20 protein-coding genes and 1 riboswitch are annotated in these 18,211 nt (G+C 74.2%); of the genes, 5 read left to right on the top strand and 15 right to left on the bottom strand.

The window, feature by feature from the left end:
* The coding region (locus tag E4P38_RS23250) for a hypothetical protein (RefSeq protein ID WP_209309165.1) at positions 1–200 on the bottom strand (200 nt) is incomplete at its 3' end.
* A gap of 1,130 nt (positions 201–1,330) precedes the next feature.
* Between E4P38_RS23250 and E4P38_RS17680 the strand changes: the two genes are divergently transcribed.
* Positions 1,331–3,916 carry a SpoIIE family protein phosphatase gene (locus E4P38_RS17680; RefSeq protein WP_135133265.1) on the top strand — a complete coding sequence of 862 codons (2,586 nt, stop codon included), beginning with the start codon at positions 1,331–1,333 and terminating at the stop codon, positions 3,914–3,916.
* A gap of 5 nt (positions 3,917–3,921) precedes the next feature.
* On the opposite strand, the gene E4P38_RS17675 is transcribed toward E4P38_RS17680, so the two are convergent.
* From E4P38_RS17675 to E4P38_RS17655, 5 genes are all read right to left on the bottom strand, one after another.
* The gene (locus E4P38_RS17675; RefSeq protein WP_135133264.1) at positions 3,922–4,350 is read right to left on the bottom strand and encodes an ATP-binding protein; all 429 of its coding nucleotides are present in this window, start codon (positions 4,348–4,350) and stop codon (positions 3,922–3,924) included.
* A 94-nt stretch (positions 4,351–4,444) separates the two neighbouring features.
* A complete protein-coding gene (locus E4P38_RS17670) occupies positions 4,445–4,996 on the bottom strand; it encodes a DUF1697 domain-containing protein (protein WP_135133263.1) in 552 nt (183 codons plus the stop codon).
* A gap of 31 nt (positions 4,997–5,027) precedes the next feature.
* Positions 5,028–5,786 carry an energy-coupling factor transporter transmembrane component T gene (locus E4P38_RS17665; RefSeq protein ID WP_135133262.1) on the bottom strand — a complete coding sequence of 253 codons (759 nt, stop codon included), beginning with the start codon at positions 5,784–5,786 and terminating at the stop codon, positions 5,028–5,030.
* Positions 5,783–7,237 (bottom strand): ABC transporter ATP-binding protein, encoded by a 1,455-nt coding sequence (locus tag E4P38_RS17660; RefSeq protein ID WP_245161111.1) that lies wholly within the window; start codon positions 7,235–7,237, stop codon positions 5,783–5,785. Before E4P38_RS17660 ends, E4P38_RS17665 begins: the two co-directional genes overlap by 4 nt.
* Positions 7,238–7,250: 13 nt before the next feature.
* Positions 7,251–7,895 (bottom strand): ECF transporter S component, encoded by a 645-nt coding sequence (locus tag E4P38_RS17655; RefSeq protein ID WP_135133261.1) that lies wholly within the window; start codon positions 7,893–7,895, stop codon positions 7,251–7,253.
* Positions 7,893–7,995: riboswitch (TPP riboswitch) on the bottom strand. It overlaps the preceding gene by 3 nt.
* A 118-nt stretch (positions 7,996–8,113) precedes the next feature.
* On the opposite strand from E4P38_RS17655, the gene E4P38_RS17650 reads away from it, so the two are divergent.
* The 3 genes from E4P38_RS17650 (at position 8,114) to E4P38_RS17640 (ending at position 10,074) form a co-directional block, all read left to right on the top strand.
* Positions 8,114–8,626 carry a VOC family protein gene (locus E4P38_RS17650; RefSeq protein WP_135133260.1) on the top strand — a complete coding sequence of 171 codons (513 nt, stop codon included), beginning with the start codon at positions 8,114–8,116 and terminating at the stop codon, positions 8,624–8,626.
* 62 nt (positions 8,627–8,688) lie between these two features.
* Entirely contained in the window at positions 8,689–9,483 is a 795-nt protein-coding gene (locus tag E4P38_RS17645; RefSeq protein WP_245161110.1) for an SDR family NAD(P)-dependent oxidoreductase, read from the top strand.
* 27 nt (positions 9,484–9,510) lie between these two features.
* On the top strand, positions 9,511–10,074 hold the full coding sequence (locus tag E4P38_RS17640; RefSeq protein ID WP_245161109.1) for a GNAT family N-acetyltransferase: 564 nt from the start codon (positions 9,511–9,513) through the stop codon (positions 10,072–10,074).
* Here the strand turns inward: E4P38_RS17640 and E4P38_RS17635 are convergent.
* Positions 10,058–10,498, bottom strand: coding sequence for a rhodanese-like domain-containing protein (locus tag E4P38_RS17635; RefSeq protein WP_135133258.1), 441 nt, complete (start codon positions 10,496–10,498; stop codon positions 10,058–10,060). The genes E4P38_RS17640 and E4P38_RS17635 overlap by 17 nt on opposite strands.
* Positions 10,499–10,590: 92 nt before the next feature.
* Here E4P38_RS17635 and E4P38_RS17630 point away from each other — a divergent pair, with 92 nt between their 5' ends.
* Positions 10,591–11,610 carry a 1-aminocyclopropane-1-carboxylate deaminase gene (locus tag E4P38_RS17630; RefSeq protein ID WP_135133257.1) on the top strand — a complete coding sequence of 340 codons (1,020 nt, stop codon included), beginning with the start codon at positions 10,591–10,593 and terminating at the stop codon, positions 11,608–11,610.
* On the opposite strand, the gene E4P38_RS17625 is transcribed toward E4P38_RS17630, so the two are convergent.
* From E4P38_RS17625 to E4P38_RS17590, 8 genes are all read right to left on the bottom strand, one after another.
* Entirely contained in the window at positions 11,589–12,368 is a 780-nt protein-coding gene (locus E4P38_RS17625) for an SDR family NAD(P)-dependent oxidoreductase (RefSeq protein WP_135133256.1), read from the bottom strand. The two genes, E4P38_RS17630 and E4P38_RS17625, sit on opposite strands and share 22 nt — an antisense overlap.
* Positions 12,369–13,655, bottom strand: coding sequence for a cyclopropane-fatty-acyl-phospholipid synthase family protein (locus tag E4P38_RS17620; protein WP_245161108.1), 1,287 nt, complete (start codon positions 13,653–13,655; stop codon positions 12,369–12,371). It abuts the gene before it with no gap.
* Positions 13,652–14,470, bottom strand: a complete 819-nt coding sequence (locus E4P38_RS17615; protein WP_209309164.1) for a DUF1365 domain-containing protein — start codon at positions 14,468–14,470, stop codon at positions 13,652–13,654. The genes E4P38_RS17620 and E4P38_RS17615 overlap by 4 nt, the downstream gene beginning before the upstream one ends.
* A complete protein-coding gene (locus E4P38_RS17610; RefSeq protein WP_245161107.1) occupies positions 14,467–15,762 on the bottom strand; it encodes an FAD-dependent oxidoreductase in 1,296 nt (431 codons plus the stop codon). Before E4P38_RS17610 ends, E4P38_RS17615 begins: the two co-directional genes overlap by 4 nt.
* Positions 15,759–16,112 (bottom strand): hypothetical protein, encoded by a 354-nt coding sequence (locus E4P38_RS17605; protein WP_135133255.1) that lies wholly within the window; start codon positions 16,110–16,112, stop codon positions 15,759–15,761. The genes E4P38_RS17610 and E4P38_RS17605 overlap by 4 nt, the downstream gene beginning before the upstream one ends.
* Positions 16,113–16,151: 39 nt before the next feature.
* Positions 16,152–16,856, bottom strand: a complete 705-nt coding sequence (locus E4P38_RS17600; RefSeq protein ID WP_135133254.1) for an alpha/beta hydrolase — start codon at positions 16,854–16,856, stop codon at positions 16,152–16,154.
* 82 nt (positions 16,857–16,938) lie between these two features.
* Positions 16,939–17,124 carry a hypothetical protein gene (locus E4P38_RS17595; RefSeq protein WP_135133253.1) on the bottom strand — a complete coding sequence of 62 codons (186 nt, stop codon included), beginning with the start codon at positions 17,122–17,124 and terminating at the stop codon, positions 16,939–16,941.
* A 29-nt stretch (positions 17,125–17,153) separates the two neighbouring features.
* Positions 17,154–18,173 (bottom strand): NADP-dependent oxidoreductase, encoded by a 1,020-nt coding sequence (locus E4P38_RS17590; protein WP_209309163.1) that lies wholly within the window; start codon positions 18,171–18,173, stop codon positions 17,154–17,156.
* Positions 18,174–18,211 lie beyond the last annotated feature (38 nt).

Genomic DNA, 18,211 nt, shown 5'->3' with positions numbered 1-18,211 from the left:
AGGGCGAGCACCTGGCCTGGCGCAACGCCGGCCGACCCGTCCCCCGGCCCGCTGTCCGGCCCGATCCCCCGGTCGCCGGCTCCCCGGCCCCGTGGCGCCCGACCCGGCGACGCCGGATCGTCGCCTGGGTCGCGCTGTGGGGTGCCGGTCGCGACGGCGAACACCTCGCGTGGGGCGCCGGCACCCTGCCCGGCACCCACCCGGCCCACCCGGCTGCCAAGCCGGCGGCCGACCTCCCCGTGGTGCTGCGCGAGATGCCCAGCACCCCCACGATCCAGCCCGCGGCGCCTTCCCCCGCCGCGGCGCTGACTCCCCACGGTCCGGCGTCGACCGGACCGCGGTGGATGCCGCCGGTCCCCCGTGGAGCAGTGGCCGTCCCCGGCGTAAGACCGCGCGGACGCCCTGAACGCTCCCTGGCCACCGGCTGGCCCTCGCAGGTGCCGACGTCCGGTGTGCCGACCGGACTGGTCCGGGCCCGCGGTGACCCGCTGTCCTGTCCGGCCCGCGGATCCCCCGCGCCGGCGCGACGATCCAGGTCTCCGGGCTCCGTCTGGAGCTCGTTCCCCTAAGGGCCTGCTCGCCGCCTCCGAGATAGGCGCAAGCCCGCGCCTGACCGAATGCTGTTGCGCGACCACGGCAGCCAGCCGCTGGACGACGTCCTCCGCTCCATCCTCGAGCACGCCGCGACCGGTCCCCCTCTTCCCCTGGGGAACCGTGACCGACGACTCGGTCCCCCCGCTGAGTTCACGGCCCGCAGGCCGATCTCGGCCGCCCCTGGCTTTCCCTCCGACGGCGCACCTCCGGCCGCCGACCGACTGTGACGCACGACGGTTCTCGCCTCGACCCACCGCCGACTCGCCCTTGTGCAGCGTGCGGACCCTCCAGGGAGGCGCAGCCGTCTGCGGCGCGGCCGGCCCGGCTCGCGGACCGTCGCAGGCGAAGAACAGGTCCTACCGGTACCCGGTCACAGGCGCTCCGCGTCCCCCGGGTCTCTGACCGGCTCGGACCTGGCCGTCGGCGCCGACGACTCCCCTGCTGCGGTGGCACTCGCGACGACCGGGACGCGGTCCGGCTGCCGGGACGGCGCGACGCTGGACGACGTCGCCGGGCTCCGTGGACCCACGTGCCGGCGGACGCAGCTCCTCGTCCGCCACCCCCGCCGGACGGCGGGCGCTCCCCGCGAGACCGGGGAGCGCCCGCCCCGGCCACGCCGTCCCCTCCTGACGAGGGATGCCGCACCGGCGACACCCGGTGCGGACCGGCCCGCCGCGGGCCGGAATGCTGGGGCTCGACGTGTGACCCGCACGCCCCAGTGGGAAGGAACCAACCCGTGACCGCCCCCGAGCCCGCCTCCGGCTCCCCGGGCGACCGGCTGGCGGCGGTCCGCCGGCTGGAATCCACCGCGCTCGGCTCCCGGGCACTGCAGCGGCTGACCGGCCTGGCCGTCCGGCTGCTCGCCGCGGACGCCGCCGCGGTCTCCCTCCTCGGCGACGTCGAGACGGTCGTCGGCGGCGACGGGCTCCCCGCCGGCAGCCTCGGCCGCCAGGTGCCGCGGGAGGACTCCTTCGCCGCCGTCACCCTCGTCGGCGGGACGGAGCCGCTGGTCGTGCCGGACACCGCCCGCGATGCGCGGGTCGAGTCGTTCTCGGCGGTCGTGGGCAGCCTGGTCGGCGGCTACCTCGGCGTGCCGCTCGTCGTGTTCGACGGCTCCGCGGTGGGCGTCCTCGCCGTCTACACCCGGCGGCCCCGTGTCTGGGCTCCCAACGACGTCACCCTGATGCGCCAGCTCGGCGACGTCGCGGCCACCGAGCTGGAGCTGTCGGCCCTCTCCCGCGAGTTCGAGGCCCACCGGCTGCGTGTCGAGCTCGCCATCGACGCGGCCGGGATCGGCAGCTTCGACTGGGACCTGGGCACCGGGCGGCTGGTCTGGGACGACCGGATGGTGGAGATCTTCGGGTACGACCGGGAGACGTTCACCGAGACGCTGGAGGCCTTCTCGGCGCGAGTCCATCCCGACGACCGGGTGCGCACCCTCGACGCGCTGCAGGCGGCCGTCGACACCTGCGGTGACTTCGACGCCGAGTTCCGCATCGTCCTGCCCCACGGCGAGACCCGGTGGCTGCAGGGCCGCGGCCGCGCCGTTCCCGACGACCGCGGGAAGGCCGCCCGGCTCCTGGGCGCCGGGTTCGACACGACCTCCCAGCGGCACGCGGACGCCCGGGTGTCCCGCGTGCTCGAGGCCATGAAGTCCGCCTTCTTCGCCCTGGACCGGAACTGGCGATTCACGTACGTGAACGCGGAGTCCGAGCGGGTCCTCGTCCGGACCCGGGAGGAACTGCTCGGCGTCTCCATCTGGGAGGCCTTCCCCGGGACGGTGGACAGCCCGTTCGAGGAGAACTACCGCGCCGCCGTGGCGACGGGGGAGGAGCGGGTCTTCGAGTCCTACTACCCGCCGTTCGACACCTGGTACGAGGTCCGCGCGTGGGCCGGGCCCGACGGGCTGTCGGTGTACTTCCTGGACGTCGGCCAACGGCGGGCCGCGGAGGAGGCGGCCCGCCGGAGCGCGGCGCGCCTCGCGGTGATCGCCGACGTCGCCTCCGCGGTCTCCGATGCCGTGGGCGAGGCCGGTGGCGAGGAGGAGGCGGTACGCCAGATGGCGCGCGCGGTCGTGCCGGTCCTCGGCGACTGGGTGATCGCGAGCCTGATCGGCGAGGACGGCCGGCTCCACGACATCGTCGGCTGGCACGCCGATCCGGAGAAGCGCGACCTGGCCGCGCGCTACTCCGAACTGCGGTTGTCGGCGCTGACGTCGACCGCCCCGATCGTCGAGGCGCTCCGCTCCGGCCAGGCGATGATCGTCGACGACGTCCCCGCGGCGGTCGGCCGCACGTTGCCCCCCGGCGAGGTGCGGGACGTCTTCACGGCCCTCGACCCACGCACCGCGGTCGCCCTCTCGCTGCGCGCCCGCGGGCGCACCGTCGGGGCCCTGAGCGTGTACCGCTCGGGCGACCGCGCCCAGGCCGACGCCGACGACGTCGCGACCCTGCGCGAGGTGGCCGACCGGGTGGCCCTGGCCCTGGACAACTCGCGGCTCTACGACCAGCAGCGTCGCCTCGCCGAGGGCCTGCAGCGCAGCCTGCTCACCGCACCGCCGGAGCCCGACCACGCCGAGATCGTGGTGCGCTACCGGCCGGCCGTGCGGGCGGCCGAGGTCGGTGGCGACTGGTACGACGCCTTCCTCCAGCCGTCCGGGGCCACGATGCTGGTGATCGGCGACGTCGTCGGCCACGACACCGCGGCGGCGGCGGCCATGGGTCAGCTGCGCGGCATGCTGCGCGGGATCGCCTACCGCGACGGCGCCGGCCCGGCCGCCGTCCTCGCCGAGCTCGACGCGGCCATCCAGGGCCTCGGCATGGGCACGATGGCGACCGCGGCGATCGCCCGCATCGAGGCGACGCCGGAGGAGCGCGCGGCCGGCACCGCGCGGCTGCGCTGGTCGAACGCCGGACACCCGCCGCCCCTGCTGATCGACGAGACGGGCCACGTCGAGGAACTGGCCACCCCGCGAGCCGAGCTGATGCTGGGCGTCGATCCGTTCACCACCCGCACGGAGTCGGTCGTCACGGTCCGCCGGGGCTCGACCCTCTTCCTCTACACCGACGGGCTCGTCGAGGGTCGCGACCTGCCCCTGGACGACGGCATCGCGCGACTGAAGGCGGCGCTGACGGAGCTCGCCGACCAGCCGCTGGGCGAGGTGTGCGATGCGGTCATCGAACGCCTGCAGCCCGCGGGCCTGCAGGACGACGTGGCGCTCGTGGCGATCCGGCTGCACCCGGAGGACCGGCCGCGGCCGCCGGAGGCAGGACCGCAGCGGGTGCCTGATCTCGTGGATCCACAGCGGGCCGGGCGGGGCTGAGCGCCTCAGTTGCGGGGGAGCAGTGCCCAGACGAACTTGTGGCCGGACTCGACGTACCAGCCGTGCTCGGTGGCCATCTCCGCGATGAGGTACAGCCCCAGCCCGCCTTCACTGGGGTCGCGGCCGACCGCAGGAGTGGGCGGGGCGGCGGCTGCCTGGTCGGAGACCTCGATCAGGTAGGCGTCGTCGGTCATGCGCACGGTCGCCCGGACATCGCCGCCGCCGTGGCGCAGGGCGTTGGAGGCCATCTCGTCGAGGGCGAGGATCAACTGGTCGAGCAGGTCGGGGTCGGGCACGACGGTGCCCGCGTGCCGGCGTAGCTGGGCCCGGACGGTCGGCAGCTCCGCGACGTTGCGCAGGCTCCAGGTCAGGGCGGGGGAGGCGGGGGGTGGGGACGCAGACGGCCACACCGCCCCGGCCGCCTGCCCTGTCACGCGTTGTTCCCCTTGCTCGATCGCGGCCGTCGTCGTCGGCCGAACACTTCCGTATCGGCTCCGCCGCCCCGGTCCAAACCTGATGCGACGGGAATCACCCATGCGGGGGGACACCGGCGGTCAGCTCGCCAAGCTTCGACACGGTGTTCCAGTTGCGACCGGTTCCGGCGACGCCGAGAAGTCTGTCCCACTGCCACGCGGCCAGCGGTGTGTTGGCGATGCCGTCGGGCAGCCAGAGGTAGAGCTCCCGGCCCCGGACCAGGTAGTCCCCGCCCCCCTCGACCGGGGGGAGGGCGTCGACCTTGTCCGGTGCGGGCGGCTCGGGCAGGAAGGTGACCAGGTACCTCGCCGGGTCCGTGGCCACGGTGGCGAACGGGTCACCGGCGATCACGGCAGCCACCTCCACGCCGGTCCGGACGACGACGGGCACGGCGAACCCGAACTCCTGCTCGATCGCCGTCTCCAGGTCGGCCGCGAGCTCGGCCTCACCCAGCGGGCTGTCGAGGACGACGTTGCCGCTGCGCAGATGCGTGCGCACGTTCCCGTGTCCTCGGGCGGTGAGCACCTCCGTCAGCCGGGGCATGCCCACCTGCCGCGCCTTGCCCACGTTGATGCCGCGCAGCAGCGCCACGTAGCGGGTGCTCATCGCGGCACCGTAGCGCCCCGGTCCGAGGGCGTCAGCCGACGAAGACCGGGTCCCAGGCGCCGGTCAGGACGCTCAGGGCGACCGCGGCGGCGCAGACGACGACGGTGCCGGCGACGAAGGCGGCGTCCCGGCGGTGCAGGTGTGAGCCGCGGGCGTTCGTCCGGGTGATGCCGGAGTCGAAGCCCCGGGCATCCATCGCCGTGGCCAGTCGCGACCCGCGCCGGACGGCGCCGACGAGGAGCGTGAAGACGATCCCCCCGAGCAGCCGGGCCCGGGCAACGGGGTTGCGTCCCGCCTCCACGCCGCGGGCGCGACGGGCCAGCCGGACCGACTCGAACTCGGCGACCAGCAGAGGTACGAGCCGCAGCGCCGCCAGCGCCCCGTAGGCGAACCGGGTCGACACCCGCCAGTGCAGCGTGAGTGCGTCGGCGAGGCGGACGGGGTCGGTGGTCGCGACGAGCAGGACCCCCGGCAGCGCCAGGCCCACGACCCGGAGCCCGAGGCCGACGCCGGTGATCACCCCGGCGTCCTCGGAGAGCAGCACGTTGACCAGGCCGACCGAGCTCGCGCCGAGCAGCAGCGGCCACGTGCGGCGCCACAGGTCCCGCGGTGAGGTGAGGCCGGCGGCGGGCAGCAGGCACAGCTCCGCGGCGACGACGACGGCCGGCGTGACGACGTCGAGGCTCGAGAGCAGGACCAGGGTGACGACGCCGATGGCGGCGAGCTGCGCGACCGGGTTGATCCGCCCGAGCCGGGTGCCGAGCGCCGGGCCGAGGGCCAGGGACGTCACAGCGCGAGCCGGTCGTCGGCGAGGGCCTCGACGAGGTCGGTGTCGTGGGTGACGACGGCGACCGCGCAGCCGCGGGCGCGCTGCTCGGCCAGCAGGGTGACCAGCTCCCGCCAGGTGGCGGCGTCCTGGCCGAACGTGGGCTCGTCGAGCACCAGCACGCGTGGCGCGGTCGCGAGTGCGGTGGCGACCGAGAGCCGCCGCTGCTGACCACCCGACAGGGTGTACGGGTTCGCCTCGGCGAACGCGGTCAGGCCGAGCCGTTCGAGCAGCGCCTCCGCGGTGGCCCGGGCGGCCGTGGCGTGCTCGCCGGAGCGCAGCGGCCCCAGTGCGAGCTCGTCGCGCAGCCGACCGGTGAGGAACTGCTGCTCGGGATGCTGGAAGACCGTGCCGATCCGGCTGACCAGCTCCCCCGCCCGCCAGCGATGCGGCTCCCGGTTCCGCACTCCGGCGGCGAGTTCCGCCGCGGCGTCGACCCGCCCGGTCGTGGGCGCGCGCAGTCCGGCGAGCAGGAGGGCAAGGGTGGACTTGCCGGTGCCGTTGGGTCCGGTGACCGCGAGGGTGCGCCCGCTCCGCAGCTGCGCGGTCGTGGGCGGCAGCGCCGGAACCGGGCTCCCCCGGTAGGTGAAGCCGGCCGCCGCCGCGGAGAGCAGGACCGGTCCGTCCACGGCCGGGGGGAGGTGCAGCCCGGCGGTGCGGGAGGGAGGGCGCCAGCCGGCGCCGTGCTCGACCAGTCCGCCCGGGACGACCTCCACCACGCGGTCCACCAGCGGCAGCCACGGGCCGGCGTCGTGGTCGACGACGATCGTGGTGGCGGTGCGGTCGGCCGTCGCCCGCGCCACCGCCGCCCGCACGAGGGCGGCACCGGGGGGATCGAGCTGGGCGGTGGGCTCGTCCAGCAGCAGCAGGCTCGGCCGACGGGCGAGCACGCCGGCGAGGACCAGGCGCTGCTTCTCCCCGCCGGAGAGCGCCTGGGTCGGCCGGTCCCGCCCGTAGGGGAAGCCGACGGCGGCCAGGGCCTGGTCCACCCGTGGCCAGATCTCGTCCGCGGGCAGGCCGGCGTTCTCCAGGCCGAAGGCGACGTCGTCCCCGGCACGGGTCATGACCAGCTGGCTGTCGGGGTCCTGGGCGAGCAGGCCCAGTCCTCCCCGGGCGCCGCGCGGCTCCCCGCCGTCCACCGTGAGCTCGCCGGTCACCTCCGCGCCCTCGGCGTCCAGGATCCCGGCCAGTGCCGCCAGCAGGGTGGACTTGCCGGCTCCCGAGGCGCCGGTGAGCAGCACCCGCTCGCCGGGCTCGACGACCAGGTCGATCCCGGTCAGGGCCCAGGCCCGCCGGGAGGCATGGCGGACGCCGAGCCCACGGGCGACGACCCGGGCAGGTGTGCCCTCGGAACCTCCGCCTCCGCCCAGGACGCCGGGCAGTGAGGGAGCCTCCGGAGGACCAGGAGTGGTCACCGGGGAGCCGGGTTCAGACGCGGGAACGGCCGGCGGCGAACGAGCTCAGGGCGCCGGTGCGCGCCAGCGCCCGGACGAGGAGCAGTCCGACCACTCCGGCCAGGAGCACGCTGGAGATCACGGTGAACACCACGTACGGCAGGGCGAATGCCCAGAACGGGTACTCCTGCGACACCGGGTAGTAGAGGCTCAGGTCGAGGATCGACGTCGACAGCCCGGCCGTGACCGCGGCCAGCACGGCCGTGGCCCAGCCGAAGTGCCGGTAGCGGGTCAGCAGGAACCCGAGTTCCCCGCCCAGCCCCTGGACCGCGCCGTAGATGACGATGATCAGGCCGTACGGCGAGCCCAGCAGCAGGCTGACCGCCGCCGCGAGGGTCGAGGCGAACACGGCCGCCCCCGGCTTGCGCACCAGCAGGCCGGCCACCACACCGGGCATCAGGTAGACGCCGTTGAGGACGGCCGAGAGCGGCGGGAAGAAGTCCAGCGGCGCGGCGAGCACGCCGAAGACGAGGTTCCAGGCCCAGAAGACGACGCCGAACGCGACGCCCAGGACGGCGGCGACGACGATGTCGACGGTGCGCCAGCGGACTCCGGCACGGACCGGCTTCGCCGGATCGACGGCATCGGTGGACGACGGACGGACGGCCTGACCGGCCATTGCTTCCTCCAGACTCCCTGCGCCGGCATGACCCGGATCAGGTTCGAGGGTCTGCGGTGTCCCGCACTCTCAGCGCCGAAGCGCTCCCCTGTCGGTTTCTTCTGTTGTGCCGCCGAGCGTAGCCCCTGCCCGGCGAGCGAACGTCCACGGGGGAATACTTGAGCTTTCATGTACCTTGGCAACGGGTGAGCACCCCGCATCGAGAGCAGGAGTCCGTCATGCCCGTCCAGCGCCTCAATCACGCCGTCCTCTACGTCCGCGACGTCGAGCGCAGCCACGCCTTCTACCGCGACGTCCTGGGCTTCCGGGCGACGATGGAGATCCCCGGCGCCGCCGTGTTCCTGCAGGCCGAGGGCTCCACGAACGACCACGACCTGGGCCTGTTCCAGATCGGCGCCGGCGCGGGTGCCTCCGAGGCCGGCCGTCGCACCGTCGGGCTGTACCACCTGGCCTGGGAGGTCGACACGCTCGCCGAGCTGTCTCGGATCCGGGATGCGCTGCTCCAGGCGGGCGCGCTGGTCGGCGCCTCCGACCACGTCACCACCAAGGCGCTCTACGCCCAGGACCCCGACGGCATCGAGTTCGAGGTCTCCTGGCTGCTGCCGGCCGACCTCATAACCCCCGAGGTCACCGAGGGGGCGGCCATGACCGCACCCCTGGACCTCGAGCGGGAGATCGAGCGCTACGGCGCCCAGACCCGCGGCGGCGTCGGGGTCTCCGTCCCCGGCTGATGGGTGAGCCCGCGGCCGGCGGGGCAGGGACCGGGTCGATCCCGGTCCGCCTGGAGGTTCCCGTGCCCGACCCCCGACCGCTCGCTCTCGTCAGCGGCGCCTCCAGCGGCATCGGCCGCGAGCTGGCCAAGCAGTTCGCCGCACAGGGCTTCGATCTGATCGTCGCCGCCGAGGACGTCGAACTCGACGATGCCGTCGAGGAACTCCGCGGCATGGGGGCGACCGTCGCGCCGGTCAGCGTCGACCTCACGAAGCGCGCCGACGTCGAGCGCCTCGCCGCCGCCGTGCAGGGCGCCGGCCGGCCGCTCGACGCCGCGGCGCTGAACGCCGGCGTCGGCGTGGGCGGGCCTTTCGCCGAGAACGACCTGGACGCCGAACTGGGCATCGTGGAGCTGAACTGCGCCTCGACGGTGCACCTGGCCAAGCGGGTGGTCCAGGGCATGGTCGCCCGCGGCCAGGGCCGCATCCTCTTCACCTCGTCGGTGGCCTCCCAGGCGCCGCAGCCGTTCCAGGCGGTGTACGGCGCCTCCAAGTCCTTCGTCCAGTCCTTCGCACTCGCACTGCGCGAGGAGCTCAAGGACACCGGCGTCACCGTCACCGCGCTGCTGCCCGGGCCGACGGAGACGGAGTTCTTCGAGCGGGCGGGACTGGAGGACACCAGGGTCGGCCAGGCGGACAAGGACGACCCGGCGCAGGTTGCTCGGCAGGGGGTCGAGGGGCTGCTGAAAGGCGAGGCGTCGGTGTTCGGCGGCTCGCTGACGAGCAGGACGATGGGCCGGCTGTCCGCGGTCACGCCGGACTCGGTGGGCGCCAAGGTCACGCGGCCGATGGCGGAGCCGGGGTCCGGCGAGAGCTGACCGGCGCCCTCGGGCACGATCGTCGGCGTGGAGCAGATCGAGCCCGTCGAACTGGCGGGCGGCGGCGTGCGGCTGCGCCCCTGGCGCGCGGACGACGCGGACGCCGCCCTGGCTGCGCTCGTGGACCCGGATACCCGGCTCTGGAACGCCGGCTGGGTGCAGACACGGGAGGACGTCGTCCATTGGCTCGAGCGTCGACGGGACTGGACCGGCGATCACGCCTCCTGGGCGGTCGAGGACGCCGCGACCGGTGAGCTGGTCGGATCGGTCTCCGTGCACTCCATCGACCGGAGCGCCAACGACGCCGAGGTCGGCTACTGGACGGTGCCGGCCGCCCGTGGCCGTGGCGTGGCCGCCCTGGCCGTGGACGCCGCCTGCCGGTGGGCGTTCGGCGTGCTGCCGGTCGACCGGATCGAGCTGTGTCACGCCGTGGAGAACGTGGCCTCGGGTCGGGTCGCGGAGAAGGCCGGCTTCACCTACGAGGGGCATCTGCGCCGGTCCTACCGGTACGGCGACGGGGTGAAGCACGACGAGCTGCTGTGGGCCCGCCTCGCCGACGACCCCGCGCCGCAGTTCAGCAGCCGCAGCTGACGGGTGCGGTCAACGGGTCGGCCGCGGGGGAGCGCACGCCGGCGGCGCTCTCGACGGGGAACCCCTCCCGCGCCCAGTACTCGAAGCCGCCGATCATCTCGCGGACCCGGAAGCCCAGGAGCGCGAGCGCCAGGGCGGCCCGCGTGGCGCCGTTGCAGCCCGGTCCCCAGCAGTAGGCGACGACCGGGACGGACCGGTCCAGCTCGTTCTCGGCCCTGGCGGCGATCTCCCGGCCCGGCAGGTGGACCGCGCCGGGCACGTGGCCCTGGTCCCACGCCGGCACGCTGCGGCTGTCGAGCAGCACGAAGCCGGGTGTCCCGGTCTCCAGCGCCGCGGCGACGTCGCTGACGTCGGTCTCGACGGCGAGCCGACGGGCGAAGTGCGCCGCCGCGTCCGCCGGCGGGGTCGTCCACTCCACGATCATGATCGCGACGCTAGGGCTCCCCGGCCGTGCCCGACGAGGCGGTCGACTGCCATCCTTCGCAGCACATCGGCCCTGACGTGGAGGACTGCACCATGTCGCTCGACGATTTCCCGCGCTACCCACTGCTGTTCGGGCCCTCCCCCGTCCACCGGCTGGACCGGCTGACCGAGCACCTGGGCGGGGCGGCCGTCTGGGCCAAGCGGGAGGACGTGAACTCCGGCATCGCCTTCGGCGGAAACAAGACCCGGAAGCTCGAATACCTCGTCGCCGACGCGCTCGCCCAGGGCTGCGACACCCTGGTCTCCATCGGCGGCGTGCAGAGCAACCACACCCGGCAGGTCGCCGCGGTGGCCGCGCGGGTGGGGCTCCGGTGCGTGCTGGTCCAGGAGAGCTGGGTGGACTGGCCCGACCCCGTCTACGACAAGGTCGGCAACATCCTCATCAGCCGGCTGGCCGGCGCCGACGTCCGGCTGGTCAGGGCCGGGTTCGGGATCGGCGTCAAGGAGAGCTGGGAGCAGGCGCTCACCGAGATCACCGACCGCGGGGGAAAGCCGTACGCGATCCCCGCCGGGGCATCGGACCATCCGCTCGGCGGGCTGGGCTTCGCGAACTGGGCGCACGAGGTGGCCGGGCAGGAGGCCGAGCTCGGCGTCTTCTTCGACACCGTCGTCGTGTGCTCGGTGACCGGCTCGACCCAGGCCGGCATGGTGGCCGGGTTCGCGCAGCTGGAGGAGCAGGGCGGCCGGCGGCGTCGGGTCCTGGGCGTCGACGCCTCGGCCAAGCCGGGCGAGACCCGCGAGCAGGTGCTGCGGATCGCCCAGCGCACCGCCGCGGCGATCGGTGTCGGGCGCGAGCTCACCGCCGACGACGTCGAACTCGACGAGCGCTACCACGCCGGCATCTACGGCATCCCGGACGAGGCCACCCTCGATGCGATGAAGGTGGCCGCCCGCACCGAGGGCATGGTCACCGACCCGGTCTACGAGGGGAAGTCGATGGCCGCGACGATCGACCTGGTCGGCCGCGAGGAGATCGACCCGTCGTCCACGGTGCTCTACGCCCACCTCGGTGGGCAGCCGGCGCTCAACGGCTACAGCGCGCTGTTCTCCTGAGTCCGGCGCATGCCCCGACGGGTCATCGCCGAGGTCGCCGCCGTCCACGCGCGCACCGGGACCAGCCGGGCGGCCTTCATCACCAGCATCATCGGCAGCGGGAAGACGATCTCGGCCTTGTCCTTCGCCATCCCGTCGACGATCGCGCGGGCCGCCTGCTCCGGCGAGACCATGAACGGCATCGGGAAGGTGTTCCGGTCGGTCATGGGCGTCTGCACGAAGCCGGGCGCCACCGTCTGGACGACGACGCCGTGCGGCCCGAGGCTGCCCCGCAGCGACTCGAACAGGTTGAGCAGGGCCGCCTTGGTCGCGCCGTAGGCCTCGGCGCCGGGCAGGCCCCGGTAGCCCGCGACCGAGGCCGTGCCGACGATCCGGCCGCGCCCCTGCGCGAGCATCGTCGGGACGACCGCCTCCAGCGCGTGCACGGTGCCCATCAGGTTGGTCTGCACCTGGTCGGCGAACGCCTGGCTGTCCCACTGCTCGGGCCGGAACCGGGACCAGGTCCCGGCGTTGAGCACCGCCGCGTCGAGCCCGCCGAGGGCGTCCCGGACGGCGGCACCGGCGGCCACCGTCGCGGCCCGGTCGGTCACGTCCAGCGGCTCGACGTGCATCCGGCCACCGGCGACGTCCGCCAGCTTGTCGGCGCTGCGGGCGCTGATCGCCACGGACGCACCCCGGTCGGCGAGCTCACGGGCGAGCGCCGCCCCGATGCCGCTCGAGGCGCCGGTGACCCAGACCCGGGCGCCGGAGATCTGCACTCAGGCGCCCGCGAACGGGTTCCGGGCCAGGCCCAGCTGGCTCACCCCGAGGTAGCCGACGCGGAAGCCCGCCTCGCAGTAGGCGAGGTAGAACTCCCACATCCGCCGGAAGGTGTCGTCGAACGATCCGTCCAGCCGGTCCCAGTTGCCGAGGAACTGCTCCCGCCAGATCGCGAGCGTGTGGGCGTAGTGCGGGCCCAGGTCCCGGCGCTCGACGATGGACAGCTCGGTGGATGCGGCGAGGTTGTCGGAGATCGACCGGATCGACGGGATGATCCCGCCGGGGAACACGTACTTGTGGATCCACGAGTAGCTGCGTTTCGTGGCATGCATCCGGTCGTGCGCCATCGTGATCGCCTGCAGGCCGACCCGGCCGCCCGGCGCCAGCAGGGTGTCGAGAGCCCTGAAGTAGGTGGGCCAGTAGGCCACGCCCACCGCCTCGATCATCTCCACCGACACGATCGCGTCGTACTGCCCGGTGGCGTCGCGGTAGTCCTGCAGCCGCACGTCGACCAGGTGGCCGACGCCGGCCTCGTCGGCCCGCTGGCGTGCGAGCGCCTGCTGCTCGGTGGAGAGCGTCAGCGTGGTGACCCGGGCGCCGCGCTCGCGGGCCGCCCGGATCGCCAGGGCACCCCAGCCGGAGCCGATCTCCAGGACGTGCATGTCGGGGCCGACGCGGGCGAGGTCCAGGATCCCGTCCATCTTGCGGCGCTGGGCGTCGGCCAGGTCGTCGCCGGGCTCGAACCAGCCCGACGAGTAGGTCATCGTCTCGTCCAGGAACTGCTCGAACAGCTCGTTGGACAGGTCGTAGTGCCGGGAGATGTTGGTGCGGCTGTTCTCCGGGCTGTTCTCCTCGTGCGCCGGCTGGGTGCGCTCCACGACGTGCCGCAACCGCTGGAGCAGCGGGTGCACGAGGGAGGACATCCGGCTCGCGAACGGCGCGAGCAGGTCGGCGAGGTCGGTGCCGGGGCCGGTGGTCCAGTCGCCGGTCATGTAGGCCTCACCGAAGCCGATCTTGACGTCGGCACCCAGCCGGGCGAAGACGTTGGCCGGCCGGACCAGGCGCATCACCGGCGCGTTCTTGCCCCCGGCGCCGAGCACGCGGCCGTCGGGGAACACGACGCGGACCGGCAGCGGGGCCACGGCCCGGCGGAACAGGGCCTCGGCGATCTTCGCGTGCACCGGGACGCGCGGCGGCGTCGCGAGGCCGGGCCAGTGCGCCTCGTCCGGCCGCGGCACGGGGAAGCCGGTCCGCTCCTCGGCGCGCGGCCACTGCACGGTGGTCACGACGGGCTCCCGTCGGCCTGGGGACGACGAGGGACGACGGGCAGTCGGTGCAACCACAGCTTTCCTCCTTGCAGGCGGATCAGCGCGCTGACCCGCAACGACATCATGGGGAACCGGAGGGTGGCGCCCAGCACGGTCCGGACCGTGGCCGGGCGGGCGGACCCGCGGACGCTGGCGGTGAACGGCGTGGCGCCGTCCTGGCGGAGCGCCATCGTGATCTGCAGGCGGGGGGCCGGGGCCGAGAACCGCATCAGGTAGCGGCCCGCGACCTCGAAGAACGGCGAGACGTAGAACGCCTTGTCCGCCTCCGCCCGGCCGGCCGTGTCGGGGCGCAGCAGGTAGGCGTGCCGCTCCCCGTAGGTGTTGTGCACCTCGGCGACGAGGCAGGCCAACGACCCGTCCGCGCGGTAGCACCAGTGCGTCGAGAGCGGGTTGAACACATACGACGCCCGGCCCGCGCCGCTGCGCGCCGAGGCGAGCATCAGCACCCGGGAGACGTCGTCGACGCCGTGCTCCCGGGCGAAGGCGATCACGTTGTCCTTGATCGTCGCGGCCGGGTCGCCGAGGTGGTCGGCGGCGTCGAACCGCGCCTGGGACTCCAGCCAGCGGGGCAGCGGCCGCCCCTGGACCAGCCGGCCGGCGGCGACGTCGTCGAGGTCGACCAGCCACAGGTAGCCGCCGTAGGAGAAGGAGTTGTGCAGCGGGGCGCTGCGGGTGTGCGCGATGCGCACGTCGTAGAGCGCCGGCGTGGCGATCGGGGGCGCGTCGGGGCCGGCCGCCCGGACGGTGGGTCGCCGGAGCTGCAGGCCCGTCACCAGCCCGCCCCGAACGCCGCCGCGGCGCGCACGCCGGAGGCGCAGCCGTCCTCGTGGAACCCCCAGCCGTGGTACGCGCCGGCGAACGCGGTCCGGCCGGTGTTCAGGCCGGGCAGCCGCTGTTGGGCCGCCACCGAGGTCGCGGTGTAGACGGGGTGCTCGTAGACCATCCGGCGCAGCACCGTGCCGGGGTCGATCCGGTCGGTCGCGTTGAGGGTGACCAGGTAGTCGACCGGCTCGTCGAAGTCCTGCAACCGGTTCATCCAGTAGCTGACCTGGACGTCGTCGGTGGCGCCGGAGCAGGCGCTCATCCGGTAGTTCCAGGACGCCCGTGCCCGCCGGGCGGACGGCAGCAGGGTGGAGTCGGTGTGCAGCAGCGTCTCGTTGCGCGAGTACTCGAAGGCGCCGAGCACGGCCCGCTCGTCGTCGGTCGGGTCGCCGAGCAGCCGCAGCGCCTGGTCGGGGTGGGTGGCGACCACGACGACGTCCGCCGCGTGCCGCTGGCCGTCGTCGTCGATCAGCTCGACGCCGTCCGCGTGCCGGGACAGCGACCGGATGCCGGTGCCCGTCTGGACCGCGCCGAGCCCCTTCGCGGCCCGCTCGACGTACGTGCGGGAACCGCCGGTGACGGTGCGCCACTGCGGGGAGCCGGTGACCGAGAGCATCCCGTGGTTGTCCAGGAACCGGAACAGGTAGAGCGCCGGATAGTCCAGCGACGCTCGGGTTCCGGTGGACCAGACGCAGGACACGACGGGGATCATGAAGTGCTGGACGAAGTAGCGGGAGTACCCGCCGAGCGCCAGGAACGTGCCGAGCGTGAGGCCGTCGACGTCGACCCCGCCGCCGGAGTCGGCGTGCTCGACGAGCCGGCGGGCGTGGGCGTGGAAGCGCTTGACCTCGCTGAGCATCCGCAGGTACGCGGGGTTGCCGGCCTGGCGCGGGCGGGCGAACAGGCCGGACACCCCGCGGGCACCGGCGTACTCGAGGCCGCACTGCTCGCAGGTGATCGACATGCTCATCTCGGTGGGCTGGGTGGCCACGCCGAGCTCGCCGAAGAGTCGGATCAGGTTCGGGTAGGTGCGCTCGTTGTGCACGATGAACCCGCTGTCGACGGGGAGCGAGCGCCCGTCGGGAGCCTCGATGTCGTGGGTGTGCGCGTGGCCGCCGAGTCGCTCGTCGGTCTCGAAGAGCGTGACGTCGTGGGTGCGCTGGAGGAGGTAGGCGGCGGTCAGGCCGGCCACGCCCGATCCGACGACGGCAGCGGACGGCCGCAGCAGCTGTGCGGCGGTCACCGGCCGGCCCAGCGCAGCGAGAGCGCGTTGACCGCGGCGTAGCCGAGCGCGGCGCCGACGGCCTTGGCCTTGAGCCGTGCCTCGGGCGCGTTGATCCCGAACGCGAGGGCATCGGTGGAGTCGGAGACGATCCGGAAGAGGGTGGCCGCCCGGAGTGCGGGTCCGGCGGGCGCGAACGTCATCGCCAGGCCGGAGACCACGTCGCGGACCCCGAGGCCGTGGTGCCAGGCGCGCATCGCGGGAGACGGACCGACGATGCCGGTCGGCTTGGCCCACAGGTCGGGCTTGGCGAGCTCCAGCGCACCGAACGCGATCGTGGTGACGCCGAGGACGCGGGACAGGACCGGCATGAGGGCACTCCTCCGGATGTGGGAGGCCCTCGCGCGGCGCTACAGCGGAACTGCGAGGCCCTCCGGAACGGGTCGTTGCATGGCGTTCGCGATGTCGGCCCGCATCGGTTCGATCCCGGTCGCCGCGAGGACGACGTCCCGGGCGAACCGGTGCCAGCGCAGGGCGCCGCGCACCATCGAGTGCCCGCCCGGCGTGGTGAAGCGCGCCACGGAAGCGCCGGCCGCCCGGGCCCGCAGGGCGAAGTCGGCCGAGAGCCGCTCCGGCACCCAGCGGTCGCCGCGCCCGTGCAGGATGGCGACGGTCTGGTCGCGCAGATGGCCCACCGGCTCACCCGGCGGCGTCCAGGGGGCGAGCCCGCAGACGGCGGCGACCTGCGGGTCCCCGCCGGCGCGCAGCACCGCGCGGCCGCCCATCGAGTGCCCTACGAGGACGATCGGCACCTGGGGACCGTGATCGGCCCGCAACTGCTCGATCGCCCACCGGACGTCGTTGAAGGCGTCGGCCGCGGCGCCGTTCCACCCGGCCACCCGGTAGCGGAGCAGGTGGGTGCTGATCCCGCGGTCGGCGGTGCTGGAGCGGACGAACTGCTCGAAGGCCCGCATCCGGACGAGGGACAGGGCGCCGTCGCGCGGCGGTGTCACGCTCGTCGCCGTCCCGCCGTGGCAGAACAGGGCGATGCCCCGGAGGTCGCCCCGGGCGGCGTGACTGTCCAGGCGCGGGCCCGTGGAAGTGGGGTGCGTCATGCAGCGGTTCTCGTCTCTGGATTCTCGTCCCGGCGGGCCATCAGGGCCTTCGGGAGCCGGGGCGCGGTCGGATGCACCGGGGTCAGGAGCGGCGCCCGCGCAGCCGGTCGCCCAGGTCACCGGCCTTGAACAGCGCACGGGTGACGCCGGTGGACCCGGAGCGCCGCTCGAGCGTCCGGCCCACCCGGCGGAGGAGGCCCGAGGTGAGCGGGACGACGACGGTCAGGATCAGCCACATGCGCAGCCGGCGGGAGAAGAAGAGCCACATGAGGGGGATCTGCCCCGGGGAGCCCGAGGTCAGTCGTCGGTAGCCAGGCGCACGATCATCTTCCCGGTGTTGGCGCCGCGGAGGAGGTCGAGGAAGGCGGGGACGGCGTTCTCCAGCCCCTCGCGCACGGTCTCCCGGACGACGAGGTCCCCGGAGCGCAGGAACCCGGACGCCTTCTCGACGAACTCGTCCCGCAGGTCGGCGTGGTCGCTGACGATGAAGCCCCGCAGGCTCAGCCGCTTGCCCACCACCTGGAACAGATTGCGCGGGCCCGGCGGCGGCTCGACGGCGTTGTAGGCCGAGATCGCCCCGCACAGTGCCGCCCGGCCGTGCTCGTTGAAGGCGCCGATGGCGGCCTCCAGGTGCGCACCGCCGACGTTGTCGAAGAAGACGTCGATGCCGCCGGGTGCCGCGGCCGCCAGCTGATCGGCGACCGTCCCGTCGTGATAGTCGAACGCGGCGGTGAAGCCCAGGTCGTCGGTCAGCCAGCGGACCTTCTCCGGCGTCCCGGCGCTGCCGATGACGGCCGAGGCCCCGGTGAGGCGGGCGAACTGCCCGACCAGGCTCCCGACCGCTCCTGCCGCCCCGGAGACGAAGACCGCGTCTCCCGCCCGGAACTCCGCCAGCCGGAACAGGCCGGCCCAGGCGGTGAGCCCTGGCATGCCCAGGACGCCGAGGTGGTAGCTCGGCGGGATGCCGGGCAGCTCCGGCAGCACCCGGACGTGCGCGGCCTCGAGGACGGCGACGTCGCGCCAGGCCGCGTCCGCGAGCACCAGCGCGCCCTCGGGGACGCCGGGCGAGCGGGAGTCGACCACCCGCCCGACCGCGCCGCCCTTCATGGTCTCGCCGATCTCCCAGCGGGGGGCGTAGGACTTCTGGGCGTTCATCCGCCCACGCATGTACGGGTCCACCGACATCGCGAGCATCCGGACGACGACCTGCCCGTCCCGTGGATCCGGGTGTTCGCCTTCCACCAGTCGGAAGTCGTCGGGGGTCGGCTCGCCATGCGGGCGGGCCGCCAGCTGCCATTCACGCGTGGTCACGGGCACGACGTGATCCTGCCCCGCTTACCGGCCTCGCTGCAGGG

Source organism: Blastococcus sp. CT_GayMR16, assembly GCF_004570875.1.
Lineage (GTDB): Bacteria > Actinomycetota > Actinomycetes > Mycobacteriales > Geodermatophilaceae > Blastococcus_B.
Note: the sequence above shows the minus strand (reverse complement) of the source record. Positions and strands in the feature narration are given on the sequence as shown.